This is a genomic window from Enterobacter cloacae complex sp. IR5401 (genome assembly GCF_049238425.1).
GTDB classification, from domain to species: domain Bacteria; phylum Pseudomonadota; class Gammaproteobacteria; order Enterobacterales; family Enterobacteriaceae; genus Enterobacter; species Enterobacter hormaechei_C.
This window is the reverse complement of record NZ_JBMKHN010000022.1, coordinates 1-24,704: the sequence shown is the minus strand read 5'-3', so window position 1 is coordinate 24,704 and position 24,704 is coordinate 1. Positions and strand designations below refer to the sequence as shown.

At 48.9% G+C, this 24,704-nt stretch carries 32 protein-coding genes and 3 pseudogenes; 30 read left to right on the top strand and 5 right to left on the bottom strand.

Annotation, left to right across the window (positions count from 1 at the left end; genetic code table 11):
* The first annotated feature begins 2 nt into the window (after positions 1-2).
* The 9 genes from ACOTX1_RS21700 to ACOTX1_RS21660 all read left to right on the top strand — a co-directional run bounded on the left by ACOTX1_RS21700 (position 3) and on the right by ACOTX1_RS21660 (position 4,560).
* Positions 3-545: a toxin YdaT domain-containing protein gene (locus ACOTX1_RS21700; RefSeq protein ID WP_006811599.1), complete on the top strand. Its 543-nt coding sequence runs from the start codon at positions 3-5 to the stop codon at positions 543-545.
* A gap of 15 nt (positions 546-560) precedes the next feature.
* A complete protein-coding gene (locus ACOTX1_RS21695) occupies positions 561-809 on the top strand; it encodes a hypothetical protein (protein ID WP_006811598.1) in 249 nt (82 codons plus the stop codon).
* Between the two features lie 72 nt (positions 810-881).
* Complete coding sequence (locus ACOTX1_RS21690; RefSeq protein ID WP_072255972.1) at positions 882-1,076, top strand: ClpX C4-type zinc finger protein; 195 nt, start codon at positions 882-884, stop codon at positions 1,074-1,076.
* A gap of 16 nt (positions 1,077-1,092) precedes the next feature.
* Positions 1,093-1,977, top strand: a complete 885-nt coding sequence (locus ACOTX1_RS21685) for a hypothetical protein (protein ID WP_023314676.1) — start codon at positions 1,093-1,095, stop codon at positions 1,975-1,977.
* Between the two features lie 2 nt (positions 1,978-1,979).
* On the top strand, positions 1,980-2,732 hold the full coding sequence (locus tag ACOTX1_RS21680; RefSeq protein WP_006811596.1) for an ATP-binding protein: 753 nt from the start codon (positions 1,980-1,982) through the stop codon (positions 2,730-2,732).
* Positions 2,733-2,748: 16 nt separating this feature from the next.
* Complete coding sequence (locus tag ACOTX1_RS21675) at positions 2,749-3,435, top strand: DUF1627 domain-containing protein (protein ID WP_006811595.1); 687 nt, start codon at positions 2,749-2,751, stop codon at positions 3,433-3,435.
* Positions 3,436-3,438: 3 nt separating this feature from the next.
* Positions 3,439-3,699 carry a DUF977 family protein gene (locus ACOTX1_RS21670; protein ID WP_006811594.1) on the top strand — a complete coding sequence of 87 codons (261 nt, stop codon included), beginning with the start codon at positions 3,439-3,441 and terminating at the stop codon, positions 3,697-3,699.
* Positions 3,696-4,115, top strand: a complete 420-nt coding sequence (locus ACOTX1_RS21665) for a hypothetical protein (protein ID WP_023304246.1) — start codon at positions 3,696-3,698, stop codon at positions 4,113-4,115. The genes ACOTX1_RS21670 and ACOTX1_RS21665 overlap by 4 nt, the downstream gene beginning before the upstream one ends.
* Positions 4,116-4,434: 319 nt before the next feature.
* Positions 4,435-4,560 (top strand): hypothetical protein, encoded by a 126-nt coding sequence (locus tag ACOTX1_RS21660; protein ID WP_006811591.1) that lies wholly within the window; start codon positions 4,435-4,437, stop codon positions 4,558-4,560.
* Between the two features lie 132 nt (positions 4,561-4,692).
* On the opposite strand, the gene ACOTX1_RS21655 is transcribed toward ACOTX1_RS21660, so the two are convergent.
* A complete protein-coding gene (locus tag ACOTX1_RS21655; protein ID WP_006811590.1) occupies positions 4,693-5,073 on the bottom strand; it encodes a hypothetical protein in 381 nt (126 codons plus the stop codon).
* A 449-nt stretch (positions 5,074-5,522) separates the two neighbouring features.
* Here ACOTX1_RS21655 and ACOTX1_RS21650 point away from each other — a divergent pair, with 449 nt between their 5' ends.
* The 8 genes from ACOTX1_RS21650 (at position 5,523) to ACOTX1_RS21615 (ending at position 9,107) form a co-directional block, all read left to right on the top strand.
* The gene (locus tag ACOTX1_RS21650) at positions 5,523-5,927 is read left to right on the top strand and encodes a hypothetical protein (protein WP_006811589.1); all 405 of its coding nucleotides are present in this window, start codon (positions 5,523-5,525) and stop codon (positions 5,925-5,927) included.
* Between the two features lie 156 nt (positions 5,928-6,083).
* Entirely contained in the window at positions 6,084-6,317 is a 234-nt protein-coding gene (locus tag ACOTX1_RS21645) for a DinI family protein (RefSeq protein WP_006811588.1), read from the top strand.
* 404 nt (positions 6,318-6,721) lie between these two features.
* A complete protein-coding gene (locus ACOTX1_RS21640; RefSeq protein ID WP_023314675.1) occupies positions 6,722-7,321 on the top strand; it encodes a DUF1367 family protein in 600 nt (199 codons plus the stop codon).
* Positions 7,321-7,527: a hypothetical protein gene (locus ACOTX1_RS21635; RefSeq protein ID WP_023314674.1), complete on the top strand. Its 207-nt coding sequence runs from the start codon at positions 7,321-7,323 to the stop codon at positions 7,525-7,527. The genes ACOTX1_RS21640 and ACOTX1_RS21635 overlap by 1 nt, the downstream gene beginning before the upstream one ends.
* Before the next feature lie 2 nt (positions 7,528-7,529).
* Complete coding sequence (locus tag ACOTX1_RS21630; protein WP_022651648.1) at positions 7,530-7,811, top strand: DUF1364 family protein; 282 nt, start codon at positions 7,530-7,532, stop codon at positions 7,809-7,811.
* The gene (locus tag ACOTX1_RS21625; RefSeq protein WP_006811583.1) at positions 7,808-8,164 is read left to right on the top strand and encodes a RusA family crossover junction endodeoxyribonuclease; all 357 of its coding nucleotides are present in this window, start codon (positions 7,808-7,810) and stop codon (positions 8,162-8,164) included. The genes ACOTX1_RS21630 and ACOTX1_RS21625 overlap by 4 nt, the downstream gene beginning before the upstream one ends.
* The gene (locus ACOTX1_RS21620; RefSeq protein ID WP_006811582.1) at positions 8,161-8,298 is read left to right on the top strand and encodes a YlcG family protein; all 138 of its coding nucleotides are present in this window, start codon (positions 8,161-8,163) and stop codon (positions 8,296-8,298) included. Before ACOTX1_RS21625 ends, ACOTX1_RS21620 begins: the two co-directional genes overlap by 4 nt.
* Positions 8,295-9,107, top strand: coding sequence for an antitermination protein (locus tag ACOTX1_RS21615; protein WP_006811581.1), 813 nt, complete (start codon positions 8,295-8,297; stop codon positions 9,105-9,107). The genes ACOTX1_RS21620 and ACOTX1_RS21615 overlap by 4 nt, the downstream gene beginning before the upstream one ends.
* Before the next feature lie 143 nt (positions 9,108-9,250).
* On the opposite strand, the gene ACOTX1_RS21610 is transcribed toward ACOTX1_RS21615, so the two are convergent.
* Positions 9,251-9,622 (bottom strand): hypothetical protein, encoded by a 372-nt coding sequence (locus tag ACOTX1_RS21610; protein WP_006811580.1) that lies wholly within the window; start codon positions 9,620-9,622, stop codon positions 9,251-9,253.
* 506 nt (positions 9,623-10,128) lie between these two features.
* Here ACOTX1_RS21610 and ACOTX1_RS21605 point away from each other — a divergent pair.
* From ACOTX1_RS21605 to cor, 9 genes and pseudogenes are all read left to right on the top strand, one after another.
* Positions 10,129-11,100, top strand: coding sequence for a P63C domain-containing protein (locus tag ACOTX1_RS21605; RefSeq protein WP_006811579.1), 972 nt, complete (start codon positions 10,129-10,131; stop codon positions 11,098-11,100).
* 178 nt (positions 11,101-11,278) lie between these two features.
* Positions 11,279-11,665, top strand: a complete 387-nt coding sequence (locus ACOTX1_RS21600) for a phage holin family protein (protein WP_006811578.1) — start codon at positions 11,279-11,281, stop codon at positions 11,663-11,665.
* Positions 11,652-11,933 carry a phage holin family protein gene (locus tag ACOTX1_RS21595; protein ID WP_022651286.1) on the top strand — a complete coding sequence of 94 codons (282 nt, stop codon included), beginning with the start codon at positions 11,652-11,654 and terminating at the stop codon, positions 11,931-11,933. Before ACOTX1_RS21600 ends, ACOTX1_RS21595 begins: the two co-directional genes overlap by 14 nt.
* Positions 11,933-12,562, top strand: coding sequence for a glycoside hydrolase family 19 protein (locus tag ACOTX1_RS21590; protein WP_023304238.1), 630 nt, complete (start codon positions 11,933-11,935; stop codon positions 12,560-12,562). The genes ACOTX1_RS21595 and ACOTX1_RS21590 overlap by 1 nt, the downstream gene beginning before the upstream one ends.
* A gap of 7 nt (positions 12,563-12,569) precedes the next feature.
* Positions 12,570-12,839: a hypothetical protein gene (locus ACOTX1_RS21585; protein WP_023314673.1), complete on the top strand. Its 270-nt coding sequence runs from the start codon at positions 12,570-12,572 to the stop codon at positions 12,837-12,839.
* 1,095 nt (positions 12,840-13,934) lie between these two features.
* A complete protein-coding gene (locus ACOTX1_RS21580) occupies positions 13,935-14,165 on the top strand; it encodes a hypothetical protein (RefSeq protein WP_003859853.1) in 231 nt (76 codons plus the stop codon).
* A 219-nt stretch (positions 14,166-14,384) separates the two neighbouring features.
* Positions 14,385-15,374, top strand: a complete 990-nt coding sequence (locus tag ACOTX1_RS21575) for a terminase small subunit (RefSeq protein WP_023314672.1) — start codon at positions 14,385-14,387, stop codon at positions 15,372-15,374.
* Positions 15,352-16,476 (top strand): annotated as a pseudogene (locus ACOTX1_RS21570) (terminase large subunit domain-containing protein); the annotation flags it as partial. The gene ACOTX1_RS21575 and the pseudogene ACOTX1_RS21570, both read left to right, overlap by 23 nt.
* Positions 16,477-16,860: 384 nt before the next feature.
* The gene (gene cor / locus ACOTX1_RS21565; RefSeq protein ID WP_023314669.1) at positions 16,861-17,094 is read left to right on the top strand and encodes a phage exclusion lipoprotein Cor; all 234 of its coding nucleotides are present in this window, start codon (positions 16,861-16,863) and stop codon (positions 17,092-17,094) included.
* 247 nt (positions 17,095-17,341) lie between these two features.
* Here the strand turns inward: cor and ACOTX1_RS21560 are convergent.
* From ACOTX1_RS21560 to ACOTX1_RS21550, 3 genes and pseudogenes are all read right to left on the bottom strand, one after another.
* Positions 17,342-17,686: pseudogene (locus ACOTX1_RS21560) on the bottom strand (phage tail protein); the annotation flags it as partial.
* Between the two features lie 628 nt (positions 17,687-18,314).
* Positions 18,315-18,633 (bottom strand): annotated as a pseudogene (locus tag ACOTX1_RS21555) (phage tail protein); the annotation flags it as partial.
* Positions 18,634-18,707: 74 nt separating this feature from the next.
* Entirely contained in the window at positions 18,708-19,121 is a 414-nt protein-coding gene (locus ACOTX1_RS21550) for a hypothetical protein (RefSeq protein WP_228463884.1), read from the bottom strand.
* Positions 19,122-19,260: 139 nt separating this feature from the next.
* Here ACOTX1_RS21550 and ACOTX1_RS21545 point away from each other — a divergent pair, with 139 nt between their 5' ends.
* The 4 genes from ACOTX1_RS21545 to ACOTX1_RS21530 all read left to right on the top strand — a co-directional run bounded on the left by ACOTX1_RS21545 (position 19,261) and on the right by ACOTX1_RS21530 (position 24,210).
* Positions 19,261-19,809 carry a recombinase family protein gene (locus ACOTX1_RS21545; protein WP_006811570.1) on the top strand — a complete coding sequence of 183 codons (549 nt, stop codon included), beginning with the start codon at positions 19,261-19,263 and terminating at the stop codon, positions 19,807-19,809.
* 116 nt (positions 19,810-19,925) lie between these two features.
* A complete protein-coding gene (locus tag ACOTX1_RS21540; RefSeq protein WP_006811569.1) occupies positions 19,926-20,348 on the top strand; it encodes a hypothetical protein in 423 nt (140 codons plus the stop codon).
* Between the two features lie 769 nt (positions 20,349-21,117).
* Positions 21,118-23,133, top strand: coding sequence for a flagellin (locus ACOTX1_RS21535; RefSeq protein ID WP_006811568.1), 2,016 nt, complete (start codon positions 21,118-21,120; stop codon positions 23,131-23,133).
* Between the two features lie 144 nt (positions 23,134-23,277).
* Positions 23,278-24,210, top strand: a complete 933-nt coding sequence (locus ACOTX1_RS21530; protein WP_006811567.1) for an RNA-guided endonuclease InsQ/TnpB family protein — start codon at positions 23,278-23,280, stop codon at positions 24,208-24,210.
* The last annotated feature ends 494 nt before the right edge of the window (positions 24,211-24,704 follow it).

Below are 24,704 nucleotides of genomic sequence, written 5' to 3'. Positions count from 1 at the left end.
ACATGCACGCCATTTCATATCAACAAAATACCGGATTAACTCCGGTTGCGATGATAAATCGCAATCAGCCAGGCGCGGCAGATAAGCACGAACAGATCCGCGATGCCGTTCGTGCCTGGGCCGCGTCACTGGATAACCAGGATGTCGTTGCCGGGATCATCGTTGAGGAGTGGGAACGACAGGGCGGCGCCGGGCTGGAATTTCCCGAAGACCTGAGCCGTAAGCGTCAGAAACTCTTCCGCTGGCTCGATGGTGATACGGAGTATGCGCGCAAAAACATCAGCCAGCTGTCGCCCGCGATCATCGCCGTTCTACCGCTTGAGTTCCGTGGCCGCCTGGTACCTCAGGACTGCTTTATGACGCGTTATGCAGCGATGGAGAAGGAGATCGGGGAAGCGAAACGCGCGGTGATTCTGAGGGCGCCGCAGCACCAGCTGGTGAAAGAGGTGAGGGAGGGCATTGAACACCTGCTGGCGCTTCTGCCTGGCGAGGCTGTTGTTCAGGTTCTGAGTGGTCTCGCAGTCATGGGCCCGGGCGTCATGTGAGGTGTGCAGTGAATCATGTCGAATTTATTGAAAAGCACGTTCGCGAAGAACTTATCCGGCAGGGCTTCACCGCAGCTGTCGCGCAGGGGGGGGGCATTCCAGGCCGTCGATATGTACAAGCGAATGTCTCAGGCAAGTCGTAAGGGGAGGATTTTCGATGATGTTTTGCGTCACGCGAAGTTATGGGCTGAAAAACAGACTGTGCCGGCAGACCGGTTTGAGTCGAAGCGCATCAAGCGCGGTAAGCAGCAGGGGCTGTTCTGAAAGAGGTGAAGGCCGGGCCGCGCCAACGGAACCGACCTTCGATGTAATTCAAGGCGAAATTACGAGGGGATTATGACAGAAAAAACAGCTAGTAAAAAAGAAATACGAGATTTTTACATGTGCTCATTCTGCGGAGTTAAAAGCACCGAGTTCAATGGCTCACTTATTGCTGGGCCTGGTGGATGCATCTGTCAGGACTGCGTTTTTTTGTGCGTCGATGTGATCTTTAAGCACTCAGCAAAAACTGACGAACCGACAGCAATTTAAGCATTCAGAGGTTTTTATGCGTGATTACGGCAAGGTGCATACATCTTTTTGGATAAGCGATGGAATGCGGCGAGTTTCTGATGATGCTCGTCTGCTTGCGCTGTACCTGCTCACGGGACAACACACGAACATGATTGGGTGTTTCCGTCTGCCTGATGGATACGTTTCAGAAGACCTTAACTGGAGTTCCGAAAGGGTTTCGAAAGGGTTTGATGAACTATCCAAGAACGGTTTCGCAACGCGTGATATTACCACGAAATGGGTTCTGATCAGGAACTTCATGAGCTGGAACCCTGTTGAGAATCCCAATCAGGGTATAGCGGCCATGCGCTTATTTTCACAGGTGCCGGATAAGTCGTCCGTCAAGCCAGAGCTGGCGCGGATTATGAATGATGCGATAGCTCATTTCGGAGGCGCAAAACTAAAGGGTTCTGAAAGGGTTTTGGAACCGTTCCTTAACCAGGAACAGGAACAGGAACAGGAACAGGAAGAAGAAAACATTTTGGGGCATGGCTCCGCCACACCCCCAGGTAGTGATGACTCCTCCGATGGTGTGACCTCTCAGAAAAAAAATCCCTACCCTGACGACTTCGAACAGGCATGGGCGATTTATCCAAAGCGTTCAGGCGGCAACAGCAAGGCTGACGCCTGCAAAGCCTGGAAGGCCAGGGTTAAAACAGGTGCCACAGTTCAGGAGTTGCTTGACGGCACCCGGCGTTACGCTGAGTTCGTGAGGGCTACAGGGAAGCTGAATACGGAGTACGTGAAGCAGGCGGCAACGTTTTATGGCCCTTCGAAACACTATGAGGAAGCCTGGGAAGTGACGGCGCCATCAGGTATGCGCGATCTGAATGCCATTTCTCGTCCAGATAAATCCATCCCACCAGGGTTCAGGGGGTAGCGATGAAAAATATGATTGGTACTGGAAGCGCACTTGAGCGCCTGAAGAAAATTATCCCGGCCAGCGTTCAGCCAAAATTCACCAGCGTTGAAGAGTGGCAGGCGTGGCAGGAAACCGAAGGTCGTAAGCGGTCCGGAGAAATCGACAAGATGAACCAGCGCGCCCGCTCAGAAAAGATTTTTGGTCGTGCCGGCATCCAGGCACTGCATCGCAGTTGCTCGTTCGCCAATTACGAGGTGAAAGGGCCGGAGCAGCGCCAGGCATACAGCATGGCAAAAAGCTACGCGCAGAACTTCGGCGGCGGCAGCTTCGCAAGCTTTGTATTCAGTGGAGCGCCAGGAACCGGTAAGAACCACCTTGCCGCGGCAATTGGCAATCACCTGCTGGGTGCAGGCCACTCGGTTCTGGTAGTGACCATCCCCGACCTGATGCTCCGTGTTCGCGAGTGCTACGACGACGGGCAGTCCGAATCGTCCCTGCTAAACGACCTGTGTAACGTTGATCTCCTGGTGCTGGATGAGGTCGGTATTCAGCGCGGCTCCAGTGGCGAGAAGGTCATCATCAATCAAGTTATTGACCGTCGACTTTCCTCGATGCGTCCGGTCGGCATCCTGACCAATCTGAACCACGGCGAACTGGTGAACACCCTGGGCGCTCGCGTTATGGATCGTCTTCAGATGGATGGCGGTATCTGGGTGAATTTCGACTGGGAAAGTTATCGAAAAAACGTGTCGCATCTGCGTCCTGTTAAATAATTTCAGAGGAAAAACCATGGAAACCGTAATTCAAGCACTGGAAAAAATGGGCCGGGCGACATACCGCGAAGTTGCTGCACGTCTTGATATCGACCCGGTCGATGCGCTCACCATGTTACGTGAGCAGCGTGATCAGGGGTTATGCGATTTTGGAGACGGCGGCTGGTTCCTCGGTACCGTGAAAGGTCAGTCTCAGCAGTCAACGCCAAAGGCACCTGTTCATCCGGCGCCGCGTCTGAAAGGTGAGGAGCCGGAACCCGTTGATCCTGATGTCGTCCGACAGCAGCTGCGTGAGCAAGGGGCAATGACGACAGTTTCGCTGGCTGCGGCCGTCAATCGCAATGCCCGCGGAATGGTCTCTGTTCTTCGCGCGCTGGAGCGCCAGGGCGTTGTGGTGAAGAACGGGAAGGGCAAAGGCGTTACCTGGTCCCTTGCGGTTGTTACAGAACCCCTTAAGCAAGAACCGGTACCGGAGGCACCTGCCGCGCCGGAAGAAGCAAAACCAGTCGAACAGATCGTGAGTGAAATCCCCTCGTTCACCGAAGGGTGCGACGCAGTCGAAGCGGTACCAGCGGTGCGGGACATTTCTCGCGAAATCCGCCGCACCAGAAACAAGCTGGAGCAACTGACCAAACTGCGTGACGCGGTTCGTGTTATTGGTCGCCACAGAAATCTCGTGCAGCAGCTGACAGGGAGGGAATAACCGATGGCCAGAAAGAAAACCGACAGAGAACGCGCCCTGATCATCAACCGAATTATCGAACTGGTGAAGGAGCAGGGGCGCATCACCACGAATGACGTCGTTGCGATGTTCGGCCTTCACCGGACCACAGCGGATAAATATCTCCGCGTAGCGGTGGAGCAGGGTGGTCTAGTTCGCCACGGGCGCTGCGGTATCTTCCGTGACCTGCGGGCAACAATCGACTTTGACCTGAAACGTTTTTCACACAACAAGGCGGCGGCATGATTACCGAGAAAGACAACGTTTTTTATTGTGACTGCGGATTTTCTTTTGAGAGGGGGCGCAGCGGTGCGCATAGCTGTGAACTTGGTTTGCGTAAGAAACTTGCCGAGTCAGAAGCCAAGCTCGCTGCGCTGGCTGCGGAGAATGCGGGGCTGAAAAAAGTCCCGGCAACTGACAGCGAAACAATGCTGTTGGCTTTGGACGCATTCAACACGCACGGCTCCATGAGGCCTGATGTGGGCTTACAGCAGGCGATAAATGTCGTAATGCAACGTAGAGAAACCCCGGCCACCGATACTTTCCTAGCTGAAGTTCGGGCGCAAGCAGTGGAGATGTTCGCCAAAGAGATGCATGCAGATATCAGCGGTGATGATGCCCGCGAGTTCGCCGCCCAACTTCGCAAAGGAGCAGCATCATGAGCAATACCCTAAAAGAATAGCTCCTGAAGACCATTTCGGAGCTTGAAGAAGAGCGCGATGCAACGCCTGGCATCGTAAACGAAGATGCGGGCGCTTGCTGTGATGAAGTTAGCGCTGGAATCGCTCGAAGCGGGGACTGCCATTCTTTGCTGGCGTCGTGTGACCGTTGAGCCATACGGCCCTTAACCTTGGCATAACGGTAATTTTATCGGCTTCTCAAAACCCGTTGAGGGCATTGAGGACGAGTATTTACTCCGCCCCGCCAGCGCAGGTATCTGTTCCTGGTGAGCTGACACGCGAAGAGTACAAGTGTAGGTTCATGGAAGAGGACAACTTTGATGTCACTTTTCGTTGCGGCTGGAATGCCTGCCGCGCCGCCAATCTTCAGGGTAGCCAACCTGTAAGTAATAGTGATGAGTTGCCGCCGCAACAGCAGGTTGAATGATGGCTAAATCCCCAGCAGAGCACAGAAGTAATTCTCTATGGCCGGAGCGTAAAGGGTTTTATCCAGAAATGGCGGAATCAGTATTTTTCTGATATGGATTATGAGCTATTGTTTTAACAATAGCCCCCTCCTTTAACGTTTTTGTGAGTTAGCAGCACCTCTAACGGCACACATAAAATCACCAATACCAGCGCCGACGCTGTTCCCTTCGGCAACATAATCACCTTTGAAAGCTAACTTCCCATCCATATAGAAGAGTTTTATCTCTCCATATCCACTATCGCAGTCGGCATCTTTAATACTAACTTTGTAATACTCTACTTTTTTATTTTTTGTTTGATACATGAACAAGGCAGATGAATCACCTTTAACATTCCTGTATGTCCCTGCTTTTGCTGAAAAAACGCCATCATCAGCTGTGGTAACCTCAACCCAGTTACTTGTAGTTTCAGCAAAAGCGACACTCGCAACAAACAGAGCAGAAAAGCCCAGCGATGCGGTTTTCTTATCCATAATTAATATTCCATTTTTAATGTTTTGTTTGATTCTATCTTCGTCTCAAAAACCGTTCAACAAAACACCGCTTACCAACTTAAATGGGCACGGAGAGCCATTCAACCCCGTAGCCTTAGCAACGCAACGTGCGCGAGAATGCTTCGCTCGTGATTCGCTGTAAGAGAAGTTTCATTAGTGACGCAAAGCAAACCCGCTTCGGCGGGTTTTTTCTTTCTCATTAATCCGTTGCGGCAATGCTGTGCCTCCGCCATTCGCTGAGGCGCTGGTGAGGGCGAATCTTCCTGATCTTTGTGTGCCAAGAGAGTTGGCGGCCTGATGACAAGCGATATCGTATTGTGGTTAATATTGCTATCCTATCTGAGGAAAATCCTAATTATTAGGCTTCAGCTTTTTCTCGACACTCTGCTGAGGAATAATCTTGTCAGAAATATATCAAAGGACTAATCGTGAAAAAATTCCTTCTTCTGGGCATGGTGCTTCCAGTGTTATCAGGTTGCGTGATTAAAGAACAAACAAGATATGTAGAATCTCCAGTTGCTACCAATCTCAACAATCCGGCTGGTGCTGCCACAAAAAAATGCAGCATCACGAATTATAAAGAAGCAAAACTTGATAGCCAGTCTCCATCAGGGACTGTGATTATTGATTACGGTAATCGTTTCGATATTATGTTTGAAAATTTTGGAAACGGTGAGGTTTTCCATAGTCCTATACTGAATATTGCGAAAGAAAATATGATTATTGGCTATTCAGGGAGCATGATGTATAGCAAGGGAATAGGAAAGATGGCTGGGTTTTACGGAACCTATAATACAGAGTCAAAGTTCAACACCATATTCCAGTGCTATTAAGCAACGTATGTAAAAGCAACAAATAACCTGCCTTATTCGGCAGGTTTTTTTATGTCTAAAAGTTTATGTTTTTAACATTTTGTGCTCTTAACAGGTTGATCATTCTGAGTTTGCGGGTTACTGTGTAAAAACACAGCATGTGCAAAGGAGGCCACCATGAAAGTTGAGTTAACCATTGATCGCACAAAGAAACTTCCTGATGGAGCAATGCCAGCGCTGGAAAAAGAACTGCTAAAACGGCTCCGGAATCAGTTCGAGGATTGCAGTCTGGTTGTTCGTCGTGCTGGTTCGGATGGGTTAAGCGTTTATGGTGGGGCAAAGGAAGCGAAGAAGACGGTTGAAGGTATCCTTCAGGAAACCTGGGAAAGTGCAGACGACTGGTTCTATTAAGGGTGTACTCAGGGGTAGCGCGCATTTTCAGAATACCGCAATTTGCGAATCCCTTTGATGCTGCTGCCGACAATTTCTAATCGCGTCTGTATGTCGCTCAGGGGGATTCCGTGGAGGGTGTAGTTCAGTCAGATCTGCGAGTGACCATAACCGATGGGAAAGGAAGGGAGTTGCTGTCCTTCAAGTTGGGGGCGGAAGAGCGCTATATAATTTCCACCAAAGATAGCTCCATAACTCACAGAAAACTAAGTAGGGATGATCGTTACTGGTCCAAAGAAACCATTATGGAAATTGTAAGGGAAATGGCTTCTAAAAATTGACTTGTCACTACGTACGCAATCATAATTCTTGAGCTGGCCTGAACAACCAGCAACCTGACCGCGATGCGCCACGGAGTGAACACCATGGCGCAGTTACAACTCATTAAGCAGTCCTCAGGGATCCTGATCCCGGCTACGCCGGAGACCAGCGATTTGCTGCAATCAAAAATCAAGCTCGGCGCCGTGCTGGTGGCCGACTTCAAACAGGTACGCAATCCTGCGTTTCATCGCCGCTTCTTCGCTCTGCTGAATCTGGGCTTCGAATACTGGGAGCCTACCGGCGGCGCAATCTCCTCCAACGAGCGCAAGCTGGTTACCGGCTACGCTAAATTCCTGGCTTCCTATGGCGGAAACGAAAGCGCACTGCTCGATGCCGCTGAGCACTATCTTGTGCAGGTTGCGAGCCGCCGCGTAACAAACGGGATCAGCCTCTGTAAATCTTTCGATGCATACCGCGCCTGGGTGACTATTCAGGCCGGGCATTACGACGCTATCAAACTTCCGGATGGCACACTTCAGAAGCACCCACGCAGTATTTCATTCGCCAACATGGACGAAATTGAGTTCCAGCAGCTGTACAAGGCCGCGCTCGATGTCCTCTGGCGTTGGATATTGTCAAAAGCGTTCAGAGACCAGGGCGAGGCGGAGAACGCCGCTGCGCAGCTCATGAGCTTCGCGGGGTGATGGGGATGAAGCATACCTGGTTTCATCATACCGATTGCACAACCCAGCAAGCCGAAGAACTCATGGCGGAATACCGGCGCCGCGGCGTAAAGGTAGAGCGCAGCCTGAACTCCGATTACATCACCTGGACCGTCAGCGCCCGGCTGCCTGAAGGCAATAAACCACCGCGTATAAATCGCCGGTGGCAAAACCGGATATGGGGGTGAGCATGGCTATTTATCGCAGCAAAAAATGGCTTGCCGCCGTTGGGCAGATCGAGCGTTGTGTTCTTTGTGGAGCATGGGGAACGCAGGTGGCACACCGGAACGAAGGGAAAGGCATGGGATTAAAAACCGATGACTGTGCGACAGCTGCGCTCTGCGTTTGCTGTCATGACAGCATTGATAACGGAAATAAGCTGAACAGGGAAGAGCGCCGGCAGCTTATGGACCGCGCGATTGTTCTGACAGTGATTGAAGTTGCCCGCCGCGGGCTGGTGGTGCCCGCATGAAAATTTACGAAATTACGCCGATTGGCAAACCACGAATGACCCAGCGAGACCGATGGCATAAACGCCCGGCAACGGCTGCTTACTGGGCATACAAAGAGCAGGTCCGGCTGCTGGGCATTAAATTGCCTGAAGCCGGATATCACGTCACTTTCGTTATCCCCATGCCAAAGAGCTGGAGCAAGGCAAAGCGGGAGCAATATGTCGGCCAGCCTCATCAACAAAAGCCGGACAAAGACAACTTGGAAAAAGCTTTGCTGGATGCAGTGTTTGACGAGGATAGCCATGTCTGGGACGGGCGGGTTACCAAAATCTGGGGAGAAACCGGGCAAATTATCATCGGGGAGGCCACATGAAGCCAGAAACGCTTGAGGTACTACGCGCGCGCTGGCAGCGCCTTCGCATTTACCGCTACCGGGGATCGGTGCTGGTGGATTACCGCATCTTCCGTAATTACATCAGAATTGAATCAAAGCAGAGGGGCACATGAAACTGGAAGCAGCACTTAAACATTTTAGTCCTCAGGGAATGCATATCAGCGAAGATGTAAAGGGAACCTCTCCGGATCGTCTCACCGGCACTGATGTTATGGCGGCCATTGGCACCACCAGCAGCCGTGCGCGCTTCGGCCTGGCTGCTTTCTTCGGCAAAGCCGGCATTAGCAAAACAGATGAACAACTCGCAGTTCAGGCGCTGGCGCAGTTTGCCATTAAAAACGCCCCTAAAAATGTCCGCAAAGCCGCTGGCGATAAGCTCGGAGCCTGCATGTTGACGCTGGCGCAGTTTGCTTTCGCGGAGTATTCCTGTTCGGCGGCTACCAGCGTGATGTGTCACAGCTGTTGTGGTACCGGCCGGACCACTAAAGAGCAGGTCACCCGCAAGGTTTCGTACCCTTGGGGTAAAGCGCCATACTGGGCCAGCCGCTCCCGTGCCGTTCGTCCGTCTGACTGGGAGCTGTGGACAGAGGTAACAGAGGTTGTACCGGCGGTCTGTGATGTTTGCGAAGGCAAGGGAACGATAAGCGCCCGTTGTCGTTGCGGCGGCATAGGTGAAGTGGTGGACCGTAAAGCAACGAAGGAACGTGGCGTACCAGTTTTCAAAACGTGTGAACGTTGCTCTGGTATTGGCTTCTCTGCTATCTCCTCGGCGACGGTATATCGCGTCATTCTGAAGCGACTCCCTGACCTTCATCAGTCATCATGGTCGCGTAACTGGAAACCACTCTTTGAAATGCTTGTGGACACGCTGCGCAAGTGGGAATGTCAAGCGGCTGTCGAATTCGAGAAGGCAACAACTTAATAATATGATCGAAGCAAATGACGACGCATTTTTGCATGTTAGGGTTGACTTTGCATAAAAATGTCCTGTATGATTTCCACAGTTGATTATTGCGACCAAATGAAATTAAACCCGCTTTAGTGCGGGTTTTTGTAGCTAATTCATTAATTTCCACAGACAAGATCAGCTATGTAAGCGGCTGCACTTGAGCCACCTTTAACATAATCATATTTTCCAGCAACTTTTCCGCTCATTTCATACATTGTTATTTCACCAAACTCATTTTTGCATGCTTTAGAAGGAATGGTGAAATGAGAGTAGAGAATTTTCGCACTGGAGTTCTTGGAAATTGGAACTTCTTGTATGATTATTGACCGAATACCTTTGTTTTCAGTCAATGAACGTTCCTTACCATAGAAGTTGAAATTGTTTGTATTTGTCAGAAAGATCCAGCCGTCAATTTTGTCAGCTGTGTATGCAGGAAGAGAAGAAATAGCTAATAAAAATGCTCCTGCTAACTTCAATTTTTTATGCATTAATGGTTTTCCTCGTTATCCATTTTTGACTGGTACGCTTAAAGATGACACATCATCATTTGGTGATCAGGTTATCGGCACCATTCGCAAGCTATTTAATTAAAATTTCTGGTCATGATCCGGCGTGCCTTTGCCATATCCGCGTCATGAGTTACACGATGGGTCACAGAACCTTCCGAGTGTGAGCCATAGGAATATGGCAAAGCGATTTTTTACCGCGATGCTATAGTTAAAGTGGCATTCGATAATGCTCTCGATACTGAAAATACTGGGTGGGGAGACACCCGCTTCGCAGAGACAACTGCATGACCCATGACCAGCAACCCAATGCTGGTCTTTTTTTTCCACTGGTCAGTGCACGGAGCTTCTACCTCTGTGGTTCAAGGTTCGAATCCTCGATGGTGGACCATTAAGCACTACAACATTCGTTTACTGAAGGCTACCATCCGTCGGCCTTTTATATGCTCTTGACTATGCAAGCATGTTTTACAGAAAGGTGCTTGCATATGTCAGGCGACAAGAAAGATCCAAAGGGTAAAGCTAAGGGCGGGGTTGCCAGGGCGAAGTCTCTTACTAAAGAGCAGCGTTCTGACATTGCCAAAAAGGCTGCTGCTGCAAGGTGGAGGGATAAAATTCACAAAGCCACCCATATGGGTAATTTCAAAGATGAATTTGGAATAGATGCTGAGTGTTATGTCTTAAGTGATGAATCGAAAACCGCAGTAGTTACTAAGGCTGGACTTGCTCGACTTTTAGGTATCGGCAACTTCGCAAGGGATGTCGATAAACTACTAAGCGCTGGTTACATGAAGGAGTTTGGTGGTCCAAGTTTAAAAGCGAAAATTGAAAATCCTATTAATTTTCAATATAGTGGGCAGTCCAAAAACATCAATAACGCTCATGGGTTTGATATTGATGTGATCGTTGATATCGGAAAGGCGCTGATAGATGCAAAAAGTGCCGATGCTCTGCCACCGTCTAGAATCCCTGCTGCCGATACAGCTCAAAAACTAATAAATGCTTCCGCTAAATCAGGTATAAAAGGCGTAGCCTATGCATTGGCCGGTTATCGACCTGAAGTTCAAGAGGTAATCGATGCTTTTAAGGCATTTGTACGAGAGGAAGCCCGCCAATATGAGAAAGAGTTTCCCGACGAGTTGTATGAGGAATGGTATCGGTTATATGGACTTAATCGTCCGGAAAAAGGCAGGCCGATCCGCTTTGGACAGTTGACTAATATGCAAATTTACGTCCCACTGGCTAAGAGTAAGGGGAAGATATTAGAGCAAATTCGCGCCAGTAGGGATGAGAATGGAAAGCAATCAGATAAGTTACACCTCTTCCTTTCTGAAATTGGCGTCAAGGCCTTACGACAACACATCGGCAAACTTCTTGGCGTTGCAGCAATGAGCGACAACAAAGAGGAGTATGAGGCCGGCATTGAAAAAGTTTTTGGCCGTATCAAGCCAGAATTATAAACTTTCTGCCCGGCCACCGCGCCGGGTTTTTATTGTCTAAAGTCTTTCCCAATACTGCCGATAATCTTCGTTCTGAAATTGAAAAAAATAAATATCTGCATTCGTTGCCCGCTCCCGTGCGGGCTTTTTTTATTCCCCTCATTACTGAGAGGATACACAGCTATATGAGGGGAGACCTATGTCCGATCCATTTTCCGGCACAGGGCTGGCCGGTTTAGCTTTGACTGGAGCCAGTGTTTACGGTCTATTGACCGGAACTGATTACGGTGTTGTTTTTGGAGCATTTGCAGGCGCAGTATTCTACATAGCGACAGCGGCTGACCTGAGTGTGTTACGTCGCCTGGCATACTTCTTCGTGTCGTATATCGTCGGCATTCTTTGTTCGGGGTTGTTGGGGGCAAAACTCACATCCTGGACGGGGTACACCGAGAAGCCTCTGGATGCTATTGGTGCCGTAATAGCTTCTGCGTTAGCCGTTCAAATCCTTACGTTCCTGAACAAGCAGGACATCGGCTCGCTGGTGGCGCTGATAACGCGCCGGGGAGGTTCAGGTGGTACTAAATGACCCAACAGCAACTATCAACGCGCTGCTCTGCGCCGGAGTTGTAATTACTCTGATGTTTTACCGCCGTGGTGATTCGCGGCATCGGCCATGGATTTCGCGTTTAGCCTGGCTGATTACCGTCACTTACAGCGCTGTACCGCTGGCGTACCTGTGTGGGATCTACCCGCATTCATCATGGGCCACCATTGCGGCCAATATCATATTCCTTTCCGTGCTGGTGGCCGTCAAAGGCAACGTTGCACGTCTGGTTGATCATCTGAGGCACTAATGAACCAATCACAATTTCAGAAGGCGGCTGGTATCAGCGCCGGATTAGCTGCGCGCTGGTTTCCGCATATCGACGCCGCCATGAAGGAATACGGCATCACCGCACCGCTTGATCAGGCCATGTTTATTGCCCAGATGGGGCATGAAAGCACCAGATTTACCCGACTGGTGGAGAACCTGAATTACGCGGTTGAAAACCTGGTACCGACGTTCGGCAGCCACCGCATCACTCAACAGCAATCCGCCGCACTTGGCAGAACGGCAACGCAACCGGCAAACCAGAAAGCGATCGCCAATCTGGTATACGGTGGTGAGTGGGGAAAAGAACACCTTGGCAATCAGGTCGCTGGTGATGGCTGGAAATATCGCGGTCGTGGGCTGAAACAGATTACCGGCCTGAGCAACTATCGCAGTTGTGGCCAGGCGTTGAAACTGGACCTTGTTACTCATCCGGAGCTGCTTGAAAAGGATGAATACGCCGCGCGCTCTGCCGCATGGTTCTATGCCTCCCGCGGTTGCCTTCTTCATTCCGGCGACATTGAGCGCGTGACACTGTTAATCAATGGCGGCCGCAACGGGCTGGATAAACGCCGTGCGCTGTTTAATCTGGCGAAATCAGTTTTGGTGTGAGGTGAGAGTGGGTATCGAAACGATAATCGGGCTGGCCGCACTGGTGATTTCCGCCATTGCAGGCGCTTTTGGCCTGGGCCATATTCGCGGCACCAGCAAAGCTGAAGCGAAAGCCGACCAGCAGCGCACCAAAGATAACGCAGCGGCAACGGTCGCAGCAGCCGAACGCCGGGTAGAAGCAACGAAAGAGGCCAGCAATGTACAGCAGACTGTTAACCATATGTCTGACGACGATGTTGATCGCGAGCTGCGGGACAACTGGACCCGTAAGGGTTGAGGTAGCCGATACGTCTTGCGACTGGGTTAAACCCATCTACTGCACAGCGCACGACTGGGATGTACTGGACAGGCAGACGAAGCGCGACATCCTGGCGCATAACAAAGCGTGGCAGGCGAACTGCAAGTAGGCCTTAATTGAAAGATAACTAAATAAATTTTCCAAATGGTCGTTATATAGAGAGTGTGTTTAATTAAGGGGGCAAACAATGCCTTTTCTCATGGTGTTCTTTGTTGTCATTATGGTGTTACTCCTCTGGAAGGCAGGAATACCCCAGGCTATCATTATGTTAATCATACCCATCATGTTTAGTACTTTGGGAGGTATGGTTGCCGCCGTGGGAGTAAGCGCGTTCGCTACACCTATTGTTGGAGTGCCTGTTGGAATCGTTGTATTTTTAATGTTGATGGGTAAGTTTTTATCCAGAAGGTAACCTAAATCCAATACTGAGGACAGGCATGTCACATGAATAGCTATGGCTTTCTTATGCGCATTCTTCATCTATTACAAAGCTCATCTGCTGGTTGCTAATGATGATAAAATGCAGAGTCCCATGGATTTTGGGGTAGGAAAAGCCTGGATATAATGCTAGAAATCATAACATTAAAAAGACCGTGAGATGCAGTATGAAAATCTTAGGATTGGATGAGTACAGAACCCTTCGTGAGGGAGGGACAATGAAGTATTTTGAACTGGAACGCATGCCTAACAGCACTTGGGTTGCCATTTTCGAAAGTTTGTTTGCCGAAAAGGATGAAAAGGCGTGGGTAGAGGGTTACTGCATTGTGACGAACTGCTCAAACAGTGAAGTATCCACCCGGTTCATATACTTGAAAGAAAAGTGCGAAGAAGCGAACTCTATATACAGGGTTAAGCATTCTGCACTATAACTAATTAAATAAACTTAAACTCCTGGTGATTTGTTTGCTGCCATTTTCACTTCTTTCAGAATTGAATTCAGGTGTATGAGTTAAAAAAGACTTTTGGGATATTAAAGGTAACGTAAATCACAGGCAAAAGATTCGTCAATGTGATTGAGTGTTCATGGGACTAACAATCTTCTCTTGTAAGGAATTATGTGTAGAAGGAGATTTTATGGCACAGCTATTGATTTTTGCTGATGATGAGCCTGCTAAGTTGCTGAAAATTCGAAGTTATCGGAGCAAGATTCTTTATCTGTATGCTAATGATGAGGTGAGGTGTTTGGATGTGGTGATTTTTTTTTCAACTTTTCTGAAAGGCGAAAGTGGAGCCATATTGGTGGCAGCCGACAGATACGTGAGCAGGAAAGAAATTATCGAGGCTTATGATGCTCTGATTGGTTGAAAGCAGCGAGACTGGCGCGTAGCAGTAGGATGGGTCATGCTTGGTTCTATACGTCAGTAGAGTGATACAGGAGTTCATATCGGCCAGACGAAGCGTGATGCTACTTTAATCCAGCGGGTGAGCGCTTAATATTGTTTGTCCCAACGGTTCGAACCCATTTCTGATTACCACATTCAAGTCACTGGCACTCGCTGGTGGCTTTTTTTATTGGAGTGAATAATGGCAAAACCGGACTGGGGAGAGCTTCAGCAACGGTTCCTGTCCGAACATGCCGCAACCGGCGTATCACCAAAGGAATGGTGTGAAGCGCAGGGACTGAACTACGCTACCGCCCGTCGATATATCAAAAAAACTTCTGCGCAAAAACCTGCGCAGAAAAAAGTGCGCATTGCGCAGAAAGAACAAAGCGCAAATGAGCTGATGGATGATGATGGACTTACTGCTCAGCAACGCTTATTTGTTGCGGAATACCTAAAGGATGGTAACGCCACACAAGCAGCTATCAGGGCGGGTTACAGCAAAAAATCCGCTGAACAAATTGGTTATCAACTCCTTCAGAAAACTTCAGTTGCCCAGGCTATTGCACAACAACAGAAAGCCTCCATTGCGCGCACGCTTGGCGGTGCCGATGAAGTCCTCGCGCAGATGTGGCAGCTTGCCACCTTCGATGCAAACCAGCTATCGCAGTATCGCCGCGGCGCGTGTCGTTACTGCTGGGGATTCGGTCACCAGTACCAGTGGCGCGATATGGTGGAGTTCGAAGAGAAACGACTCGAAGCGCTTGAGCGGAAAAGTCGCGAGCCCGCTGATGTTGGTGGCTATGGCTATGACCATAATCGTGAGCCTAACCCTGCCTGCCCACGCTGTAACGGCGATGGTATCGGCCAGCCTTACTTCGCTGATACGCGTAAACTCTCGCCAGTCTCGCGACTCGCTTACTCCGGCGTAAAGGTCGGAAAGAACGGCGTCGAGATAACCGCTATCAGCCGTGAGCGTATGTTCGAAGCCGTAATGAAACGGCTTGGCCTGGCGGATAGCGAGTTCGCTCAGCGTCTCCAGCAGATCGAAATCGACCGCCGGCAGCTGGAGGTTGAGAAACTCCGCAAAGAGCTGGCCGGTGATGGTGATGGTGACGAACCGACCCCAGTTCAGATCAATATCAACGTAGTGGACGCGAGGGCGGAAGATGGGGATCAGCCCGACACTTAACATTCCTCAGGCGCGTTTCCTCGCGATGCAGCACAAATTCAAAGCCTACGTTGCCGGGTTCGGTTCCGGTAAGACGTGGGTGGGTTGTGGCGGCATCTGTAAGGGGATGTGGGAGCACCCTAAAATCAACCAGGGTTATTTCGCGCCGACGTACCCGCAGATCCGTGACATCTTCTACCCGACGATTGAGGAAGTGGCCTTTGACTGGGGGCTGAGCGTCATAATCAATGAGGGGAACAAAGAGGTTCACTTCTACGAGGGGCGACGATACCGCGGAACCACAATCTGCCGCTCAATGGAGAAGCCAGGCTCGATAGTTGGTTTCAAAATCGGTAATGCGATGGTGGATGAACTGGACGTCATGGCGGCTGCCAAAGCGCAGCAGGCCTGGCGAAAAATCATCGCCCGTATGCGTTACAAAGTCGACGGGTTGCGTAACGGCATCGATGTAACGACTACGCCGGAGGGCTTCAAGTTCGTCTACCAGCAGTTCGTGAAGGCGGTCCGCGAAAAGCCTGAGCTTTCTGCTCTGTATGGGCTGATTCAGGCCAGCACGTTCGACAACGCGAAGAACCTGCCCCCGGATTACATTTCCTCGCTGCTGAGCTCTTACCCTGACGAACTGATTCAGGCATACCTGCGCGGGAAGTTCACCAACCTCAACAGTGGGACCATTTACCACACCTTTAACCGTAAACTGAACAACTGTTCTGACGAGATTCAGGATGGGGATCCGTTGTTTATCGGTATGGACTTCAACGTAGGGAAAATGGCCGCGATTGTTCACGTAAAGCGTAACGGGCTACCGCGCGCGGTTCGCGAACTGGTGAAAGTCTACGACACGCCGGCGATGATTAAGCGTATCCAGGAAGAGTTCTGGCGATATGAGGATGGGCGTTATGTGAAGAGCCGGGAGATTTACATCTACCCGGATGCGTCAGGCGACTCCCGCAAATCGCAGAACGCCAGCAAGACGGATATTGCCCAGCTTAACGATGCCGGCTTCAGTGTCATCGTTGATGATGCCAACCCGCCGGTTAAAGACCGCATTAACTCAATGAACGCCATGTTCTGCAACGCCAACGGTGAGCGCCGCTACCGCCGGGGTGGATGCCAGCTCAGGATATAACATCAATACAACTCTGGCGGGGAAGTGGGCCTGTATGCCTGCCATGCTGGGGCTAATTACCGGGGTTATATCGGCTGGCGGTCAGCCGCAGCCATACATGGCGATATATAAAAGCATGGCAAAACTTGAGGGAAGCAATACGCGGATATTTGCCAGACCGCAGACAACCCCCGGCGGCAACCTTCAAAACGTCGCGTATTCGAATCTGAGAAATGTGATTATGGCCATCAACTGCGCCAACTATGATTGATCGTTTTGAACGATCAATTTCGAATAATTGATCTACCAAATCAATTATATCCCGTTGATTCATATTGTTATTGTGTAGCTTCATGAATGCCCTGGGATATAAACGCTATGAAAAATATGATTCTTTGCCTGGCGGTAGCGGTATTGCTCTCCGGTTGCGCTGGCGTTATTGAGAAGCAGCAACCCGTATGCACCGGAACAGCCCTGGTCGGCGGACAGGAAAGCAGCGTCCAGATCTACGGAGTCCGTAAACAAAACAATCAGACACACTACCGCGCCGGTTATCCTTTTAACTGGACCTGGGTGAGCGCCAGCACGTTCACCAGCACCACCTGCCAATAACTCATTCTGTCTCAAAACAAACCCCGCTCCGGCGGGGTTTTTTATTACCTGGAGAAAATATGCTTTATAACACTGGAACCATCGCCATCAACGGAAATACCGCCACCGGTACCGGCACGAACTGGACGGCGCCAGCCAGCCAGATTCGGGTTGGCCAGACGTTGTTTGTTCTTTCTAACCCGGTACAGATGTTTCAGATCACGGCCATTAACAGTGCGACGTCACTGACAGTTACGCCTGCCGCGTCGCCATCCATAAAACCTTCCCGTGCGTTCCTCGCAAATATCGGTGCTGACGGGTATTCCCGGTGGAATGTTTTCACGAGCACTGACCCGTCGGCATTTACCTCATAGTCAAGCCAGATTAGGGCCTGCCCATTACGATCTTTAGGGATATCGAACCCGCCATCAATACCACCCCACGCCGCATCTGAGTTCATCCCCATGCAGCCCTCGATCAGATACTCTCCGGCTTTCATGCGAGTTACGGTACAGCCTTCTGATTCGCCATTAGTTTCAAACGAACCGTCTGCAAACAGCTTAACTACTGGGGAGGCTGCTTTTAAGGTGCCGTCGCTAGCTCTGGTGGTGTTACCAGTGTCATAAACTCGTAACCATGGAAGGAATGAGGCGCTTTCCCTTGCCCTCCACCACATACCCTGGTTTCCTCGCCCCCCAAGCTGAAAGCAGTAGGATGAATCGGAACTATGAGCGCAGTTTATCCCCATAAACACAGCAGTAGCTGAGGGGCCGTCATAAGGGCTACTTAAAAATCGGCCATCGACAGCTATATCCCAGCCAGCACTACTATTACCCGGCCCGCCCAAGCCAAAATCTCCCCGGGATAACATCTGTCCTGTCGAGCTGTAAGCATCCCGTGTAGCACTGCTTCCCAAACCGAGGAATAATAGACGGCCCACGGTGACCAGTTATTAAGATATCTTCGACGTGATGCCATTCGATTATCAACTGTTAGCTGTATTTGCGATACATAACCTGTGCCATCACCTCCCCCCGCACGTACGCCAGTTATCATGGTGGAATAGGGGTCATAATAATTAGAACCGCTGGCACCAGGGCCAGAACTAAAACACGAGAAAGTTACGTCATTTGCATTTAAAGTGGCGTCAGACGCATTCAGATTTGTTCTGCCTAATCCAAAGTCACCAACTTTCAGAACCCGACCTAGAGTCATATCAGTTGATGATGTGGTTAGTGCGGCTGTTGCGGCACTTCCCAAACCGAGGTTTGTGCGCGCGTCAGCGGCATTCGTTGCTCCGGTCCCACCGTCCGAAACTCCAACCGCCCCATTACTTCCTTTCTGGACCAGTTTACCGATCGCCGGAATGGTTACACGAGTGCCGTTGATGGTAACGGTGATGTTCTGATTTGCTGAGGTGGTGGCAAATGTCTCCCAGGCGCCGATGTTCTCGTCATACTCGTTGATGAGCTGGGACATGCTCTGCGCCAGGCCGTCGACCGAGAGACTATCAGTAACAAGAATGCCGTACTTCTGGCCGCTCAACGCCGGAGAACCGGCCGATATTCCGGCCGATCAGTTTGTCAGTGTACGTGTAGAGATGCCGCAAAACAGTATCTGGAATCAGCGTGTGGCTATGGCTGAAGTTCCTGATTCATCCGCTGATTAAAGGCAGAATCATCAGGCATATCCAGGCGAACATCGATCCAGCTGTTCACCGGCACGTCCATCGGTTCCCCTTTTGTTTTGACGATCTCCCCTTCATCGCTCAGCATGTATTTTCGCTTAAACAGGCGGATAGTCAGCCCACCGCTTTCTGCCTGCTCTGCTTCAACAATCCCAAGCTCTCCCATGCCGCCTGGGTCCATTGGCGGCAGTAACTGCCAGCCTTCTGATGCCAGGCCATCCGAACCGGTAAGAATATATACCCCAACATCCAGCCGAGAGATTTTGATCCCTTCAGCCTCGGCGTTCGCCGTACCGCAGCCGCACCAGGTGAAGCCTACTTCGTCAACATCGGTACGCTGGTTCTCGTTCTGAGATTTCACGATTCTGGCCACCGGCGAAGCTGCCTTAAGCGTGCCATCTGATGCCGTAGTGGTGTTCGCCGACGTTTTATAGATTGCCCTGCGGCATCCATGCCGATAACTTCACCTGATTTTTTGCAGAAAATATTGGGTGAAAAACATGCTAATTGGCTACGTAAGGGTGTCAACAAATGACCAAAACACAGATCTTCAGCGACAAGCTCTCGAACGCGCAGGATGTGAACAGGTTTTTGAGGAAAAAATGAGCGGGACGGTAGCGAACCGGCCAGCGCTTAAAAAGCTTCTTCGAACGCTGAGTGAGGGCGATACGCTGGTAGTGTGGAAGCTGGATCGCCTCGGGCGAAGCATGCGAAATCTGGTACTGCTGGTCGACGAACTCCGGCAGCGCGGCATCCACTTCAAAAGCCTTACGGACAGCATCGACACTTCCAGCCCAATGGGGCGTTTCATATTCCACATCATGTCAGCCCTGGCCGAGATGGAGAGGGAGTTAATCGTGGAACGCACCCGGGCAGGACTGGCGGCAGCCCGGGAGAAAGGGCGCATAGGCGGCAGAAGGCCGAAGTTAACCCCTGAGCAATGGGCGCAGGCTGGCAGGCTGATCGCAAACGGAATGGACAGAAAGCAGGTGGCGATTATTTACGACGTTGCGGTGTGCACCTTGTATAAAAAATTTCCGGCGCGGTAGGGGTAGAGGAAAAAAATATTGAACATTTAATCCAATTTTCGTAATAAAGTATTGAAATGATGTAATAAAGTTGTTGAAATTTTGGTAAGCGGTTGGGTTGAGCATTGGGGGTATTCATGGCAAAAACAGATTCTATTACACCTGAAGAGTTTAGGGCTATTCACTTTGAATTGTCTAAAATCTCATCAACTTGGGCAGACTTATGGCTAACATTGTTTTCTCTCCGTGCTGAAGGCAGCAGGGTGATTACTATTAGATATTCCGATATCGAAGATGACATGCTGCACTTGGCTGGAACTCCAAAATTTGAGCCACGAACAATTAGATTAAATTTATTGCTTTCTAAGTTAATTGCGTACAGAAAGGATTGCAATCCTTCTGATATTTATGTTTTCCAGAGTAGATCAAATCGAGTTAAAGGGTTAGCTAGGCCTGTGACTGTAATAGCAATGAATAATGCCTTAAAACAAGCATCCAAATATGTAACAAGGAAAAACATCACCATGAAAAGTGCTTTAAGGGTAATCGGAAGGAACTAGTTGGACGAGGGTTCATACACTAAATACCCACCTGTTTATGGAAAGTTAGGACGATGGTCAATGATCACGTCCTTTATCAAGTCATTATTCTCCCTGATGATTTTCGATTTACTACTCGATTGGATGTAAGATATGTACATGCATGAATCTTAGGAGGGATTTCGAGTAAGTAAAATGAGATCCTGATCAGAATAAATCAAACCTGGCATTGAGTAGAGTAAATAATAAAGCTGCGCATGCAAGATTTAATAGTATAACAAAACGGGCAGAAACATTCACTGAACAAATCTCCTGATCATGTATTAGACAGAGAATGACTGTAATGTAAAACCATCTTACATACACCTACTAAAAAAGACAGATAAAACAAGGTGCCATCCGATGAGATAGCTAAGCATTTGCGCCTTGGATAGGTCTTACCATCGGAACATCGGGTTATGCTCGCTTGTTGAGTGCTGAGAAATGAAGAGATTAGAGGTTTATAAGAGGTAGCCAGTTTGTCAAACGAGATAGTTTATTTATGATGCTCAACATATTGAATTGTTTAGCTTTATCATGGTGGTTTAGGGGGCGTTAAAACGAACTTATCACATTGTATTAAAAGTAAACAACTATCTTTCGTTTGATGCCTGAAAGCAGATGGGGATGGTTTTTCACTTTTTCTTCTAAAGGTCCAGAGTACGTTGCCGATAGTGAACATAGCGGCGCAGGAGCCAAATGGTGGAAGCCGTAAACTTAATTTAAGTTCAGTCAAATAGGAATTACTATCATGGCACAAGTCATCAATACCAACAGCCTCTCGTTGCTCACTCAGAACAACATCAACAAAAACCAGTCTTCAATGTCTACTGCCATTGAGCGTCTGTCTTCCGGTCTGCGTATCAACAGCGCAAAAGATGATGCTGCTGGCCAGGCGATTGCCAACCGCTTCACCTCTAACATCAAAGGTCTGACTCAGGCTGCGCGTAACGCCAACGACGGTATCTCCGTTGCACAGACCACTGAAGGCGCATTGTCTGAAATCAACAACAACTTACAGCGTATCCGTGAGCTGACTGTTCAGTCTTCTACTGGTACTAACTCTGAATCCGATCTGAACTCAATCCAGGACGAAATCAAATCCCGTCTGGACGAAATTGACCGCGTATCCGGCCAGACCCAGTTCAACGGCGTGAACGTGCTGGCAAAAGACGGTTCCATGAAAATTCAGGTTGGTGCGAACGATGGTGAAACCATCACAATTGACCTGAAAAAAATTGATTCCTCTACTTTAAACCTGACTGGATTTAACGTTAACGGTAAAGGTGAAGTAGCGAATACCAAAGCAACAGCTGACGATCTGAAATTAGCTGGTTTTACTAAAGGCACTACAGATGCGAATGGTGTGACTGATTATAAGAACACCATTGCTAACAGTAAGGCATCAGCTTCTGATTTATTAGCAAATATCTCAGATAAATCCGTTATCACTGGCGGCGGCGCAAATGCGTTCGGTGTGGCTGCAACCGCAGGTTACAAATATGACGCGGCAAGCAAATCATACAGCTTCGATGCGACAGGCGCAGATTCAGCAAAGACACTAAGCATTATTAACCCAAATACAGGGGATTCTTCTCAGGCAACGGTTACGATCGGTGAAAAAGATCAGAAAGTTAACATCTCCCAGGATGGTAAAATCACTGCGGCAGATGATAACGCGACGCTGTATTTAGATAAGCAAGGTAACCTGACGAAAACCAATGCGGGTGGCGTTGCTGTTGCAACTTGGGACGGATTAATTTCAAACAGCGACTCGACTGGCGCAGTTCCTGTTGGTGTTAAGACTAAAATCACTCTTACGTCCGGTGCTGCTTCCGGGATGTCTGTGAGTTCAGAAGGTGCCGGCATTCAGACTTCAACAAATGCCCAGATTCTGGCGGATGGCGCATTTGCTGCCAAAGTGAGCATCGACGGTGGCGCGGCAACCGATATTATGGTTGCTAATAATGGTAATATCACTGCGGCTGACGGTAGTGCGCTTTATCTTGATTCATCAACTGGTGGCTTCACTGCTACTGCAGCGGGGAATACAGCTGCAACATTAGACGCATTAATTGCTAATGGTAAAACAGCGACTATGACCGTCGCATCAGGTACCAGTCAGAACACTGTTTATAGCACTACTGGCAGCGCTGACTTCACCAGCCTGGCTAAAGTTGACACTGTTAATATCACCAATGCACATGTAAGTGCTGAAGGCATGGCCAACCTGACTAAAGGTGCAAACTTCACCCTTGATCTGGGTGGTACAGGTACAGCCACTCACACCGTTACCGCAGCAGGTGTTGTTAAAGATGCTGCCAATGACGATGTTTATGTTGACGACGGTGCGCTTTCCAGCGAGCCGACAAAAGATGTGACCTACTTTGAACAGAAGAACGGTGCTATCACCAACAGCACTGGCGGTACCATTTATGAAACTGCTGATGGTAAGTTGACCACCGAAGCTACCACCGCTTCCACCTCTACTGCCGATCCACTGAAAGCGCTGGACGATGCAATCAGCCAGATCGACAAATTCCGTTCTTCCCTGGGTGCTGTACAAAACCGTCTGGTTTCTGCAGTAACCAACCTGAACAACACCACTACCAACCTGTCTGAAGCGCAGTCCCGTATTCAGGATGCGGACTATGCGACCGAAGTGTCCAACATGTCCAAAGCGCAGATCATCCAGCAGGCTGGTAACTCCGTGCTGTCCAAAGCTAACCAGGTTCCTCAGCAGGTTCTGTCTCTGCTGCAAGGCTAATTTCAAATTAAGTGTCAAAGCCCCATATATGTGGGGCTTTTTATTGGTTGAATAAGGTCGTTAAAAGTAGTCAAATCCTTTAATCAACGCTCGCACGATGATTTAGCATTTAACCAGTTTCGCTCCGTTTACACAGGTCCAGTTGTGATTAAAAAACAGGCATTCAAATTTTTGCTTGAACCTAACAAAGGTCAGTTATCAGACTTTTTGGCCTTTGCTGGCTCCTGTCGTTTTGTTTACAACAAAGGCCTTGCTCTTCTTAACGAGAATTACCGTTCTGGTAAAAAATTCATAGGCTACATTCAGCTGGCTTCTGAATTGGTTGAATGGAAGAATGAAGAGAGCCTTTCTTGGTTGAAAGAAGCCCCTTCTCAGTGTTTACAGCAATCGTTAAGAGATTTAGACAGAGCATTCAGAAACTTTTTTACCGGCAAATCACAATATCCAAAGTTTAAAAAGAAAGGTCGGCATGATTCTTTCCGTATACCATGCCAAAGGGTTAGAGTAGATCAAGAAAAAAAATTGGTATCTCTTCCTAAAGTCGGCTGGGTAAAGTATCGCAAGAGTCGTGAAATCATTGGTGATTTAAAAAACGCAACTATTTCCCTGAATCAGGGGAAGTGGTATATCAGTTTTAATACAGAGCAAACAGTCCCTGATCCAATACACCCCTCTGATATCAAATCTACAATTGTACTTAATAATGTGGATAGCGTTCATCTGTCATCTGGGGGCGGCGGTGATAACACTTACCAAGCGGAAGAAAAGAAAAAATTAATCCGTCTTAATAAAACACTGACCAGAAGAAAGAAACACAGCCAAAATTGGCTAAAAACCAAAGGTAAAATTGACAGAGTAAAATCAAAGGCAGCAAGGATAAGACTCGATAATATCCATAAAGCAACCACGGCAATTTGTAAAAATCACGCAGTTGTTGAGGTTGTGAACTTGATGGATTCTGTATCTGACAAGAACGATAACACTCTGAGTATGAGATACGAATTTGTCAGGCAGTTGATATACAAACAAGAATGGCTGGGTGGTGAAGTTATTCGCCGGGAGAGTAAACCCTTGTAAGGGGGTTCAGTGATAATGTAGTATATGATGAATTTTAAGCGGCAGGGCATGTCGTTTCTGCTTGTGGAGGAAGGTTAATTCAACTTCCGTTGAAGCAAGAATCTCTTGATTGTTATTGAGAATGTCAACGTCTGGTCCAATACTTTACAAGTAGAAGTATATAAGTATGTTGAAATGGATTTGCGAGTTTTCAGTTGTGAAAGTTAAAAGCTAACTCAAAACGTAATTTATAAACCACTCGGTATCTCAACTAGTACCGCCCCTCAATGATTCTTGAAAATAGGCTTAAAACTTACTGGGTCTGCGACAGACTCAGGTTACCAAGCTTGTTTACAAAATAGGATTACTTGACTGCTCTATTGGCTGTCTACGGAACAATGAGTGGAAATGACCTGCTCCCCGTTGATTAGTACACCCCGATGTTAGTAATGTCTTCATAAGCCACATGAGGACATCCCCATGAAGAAGCGTTTTTCCGACGAACAGATCATCAG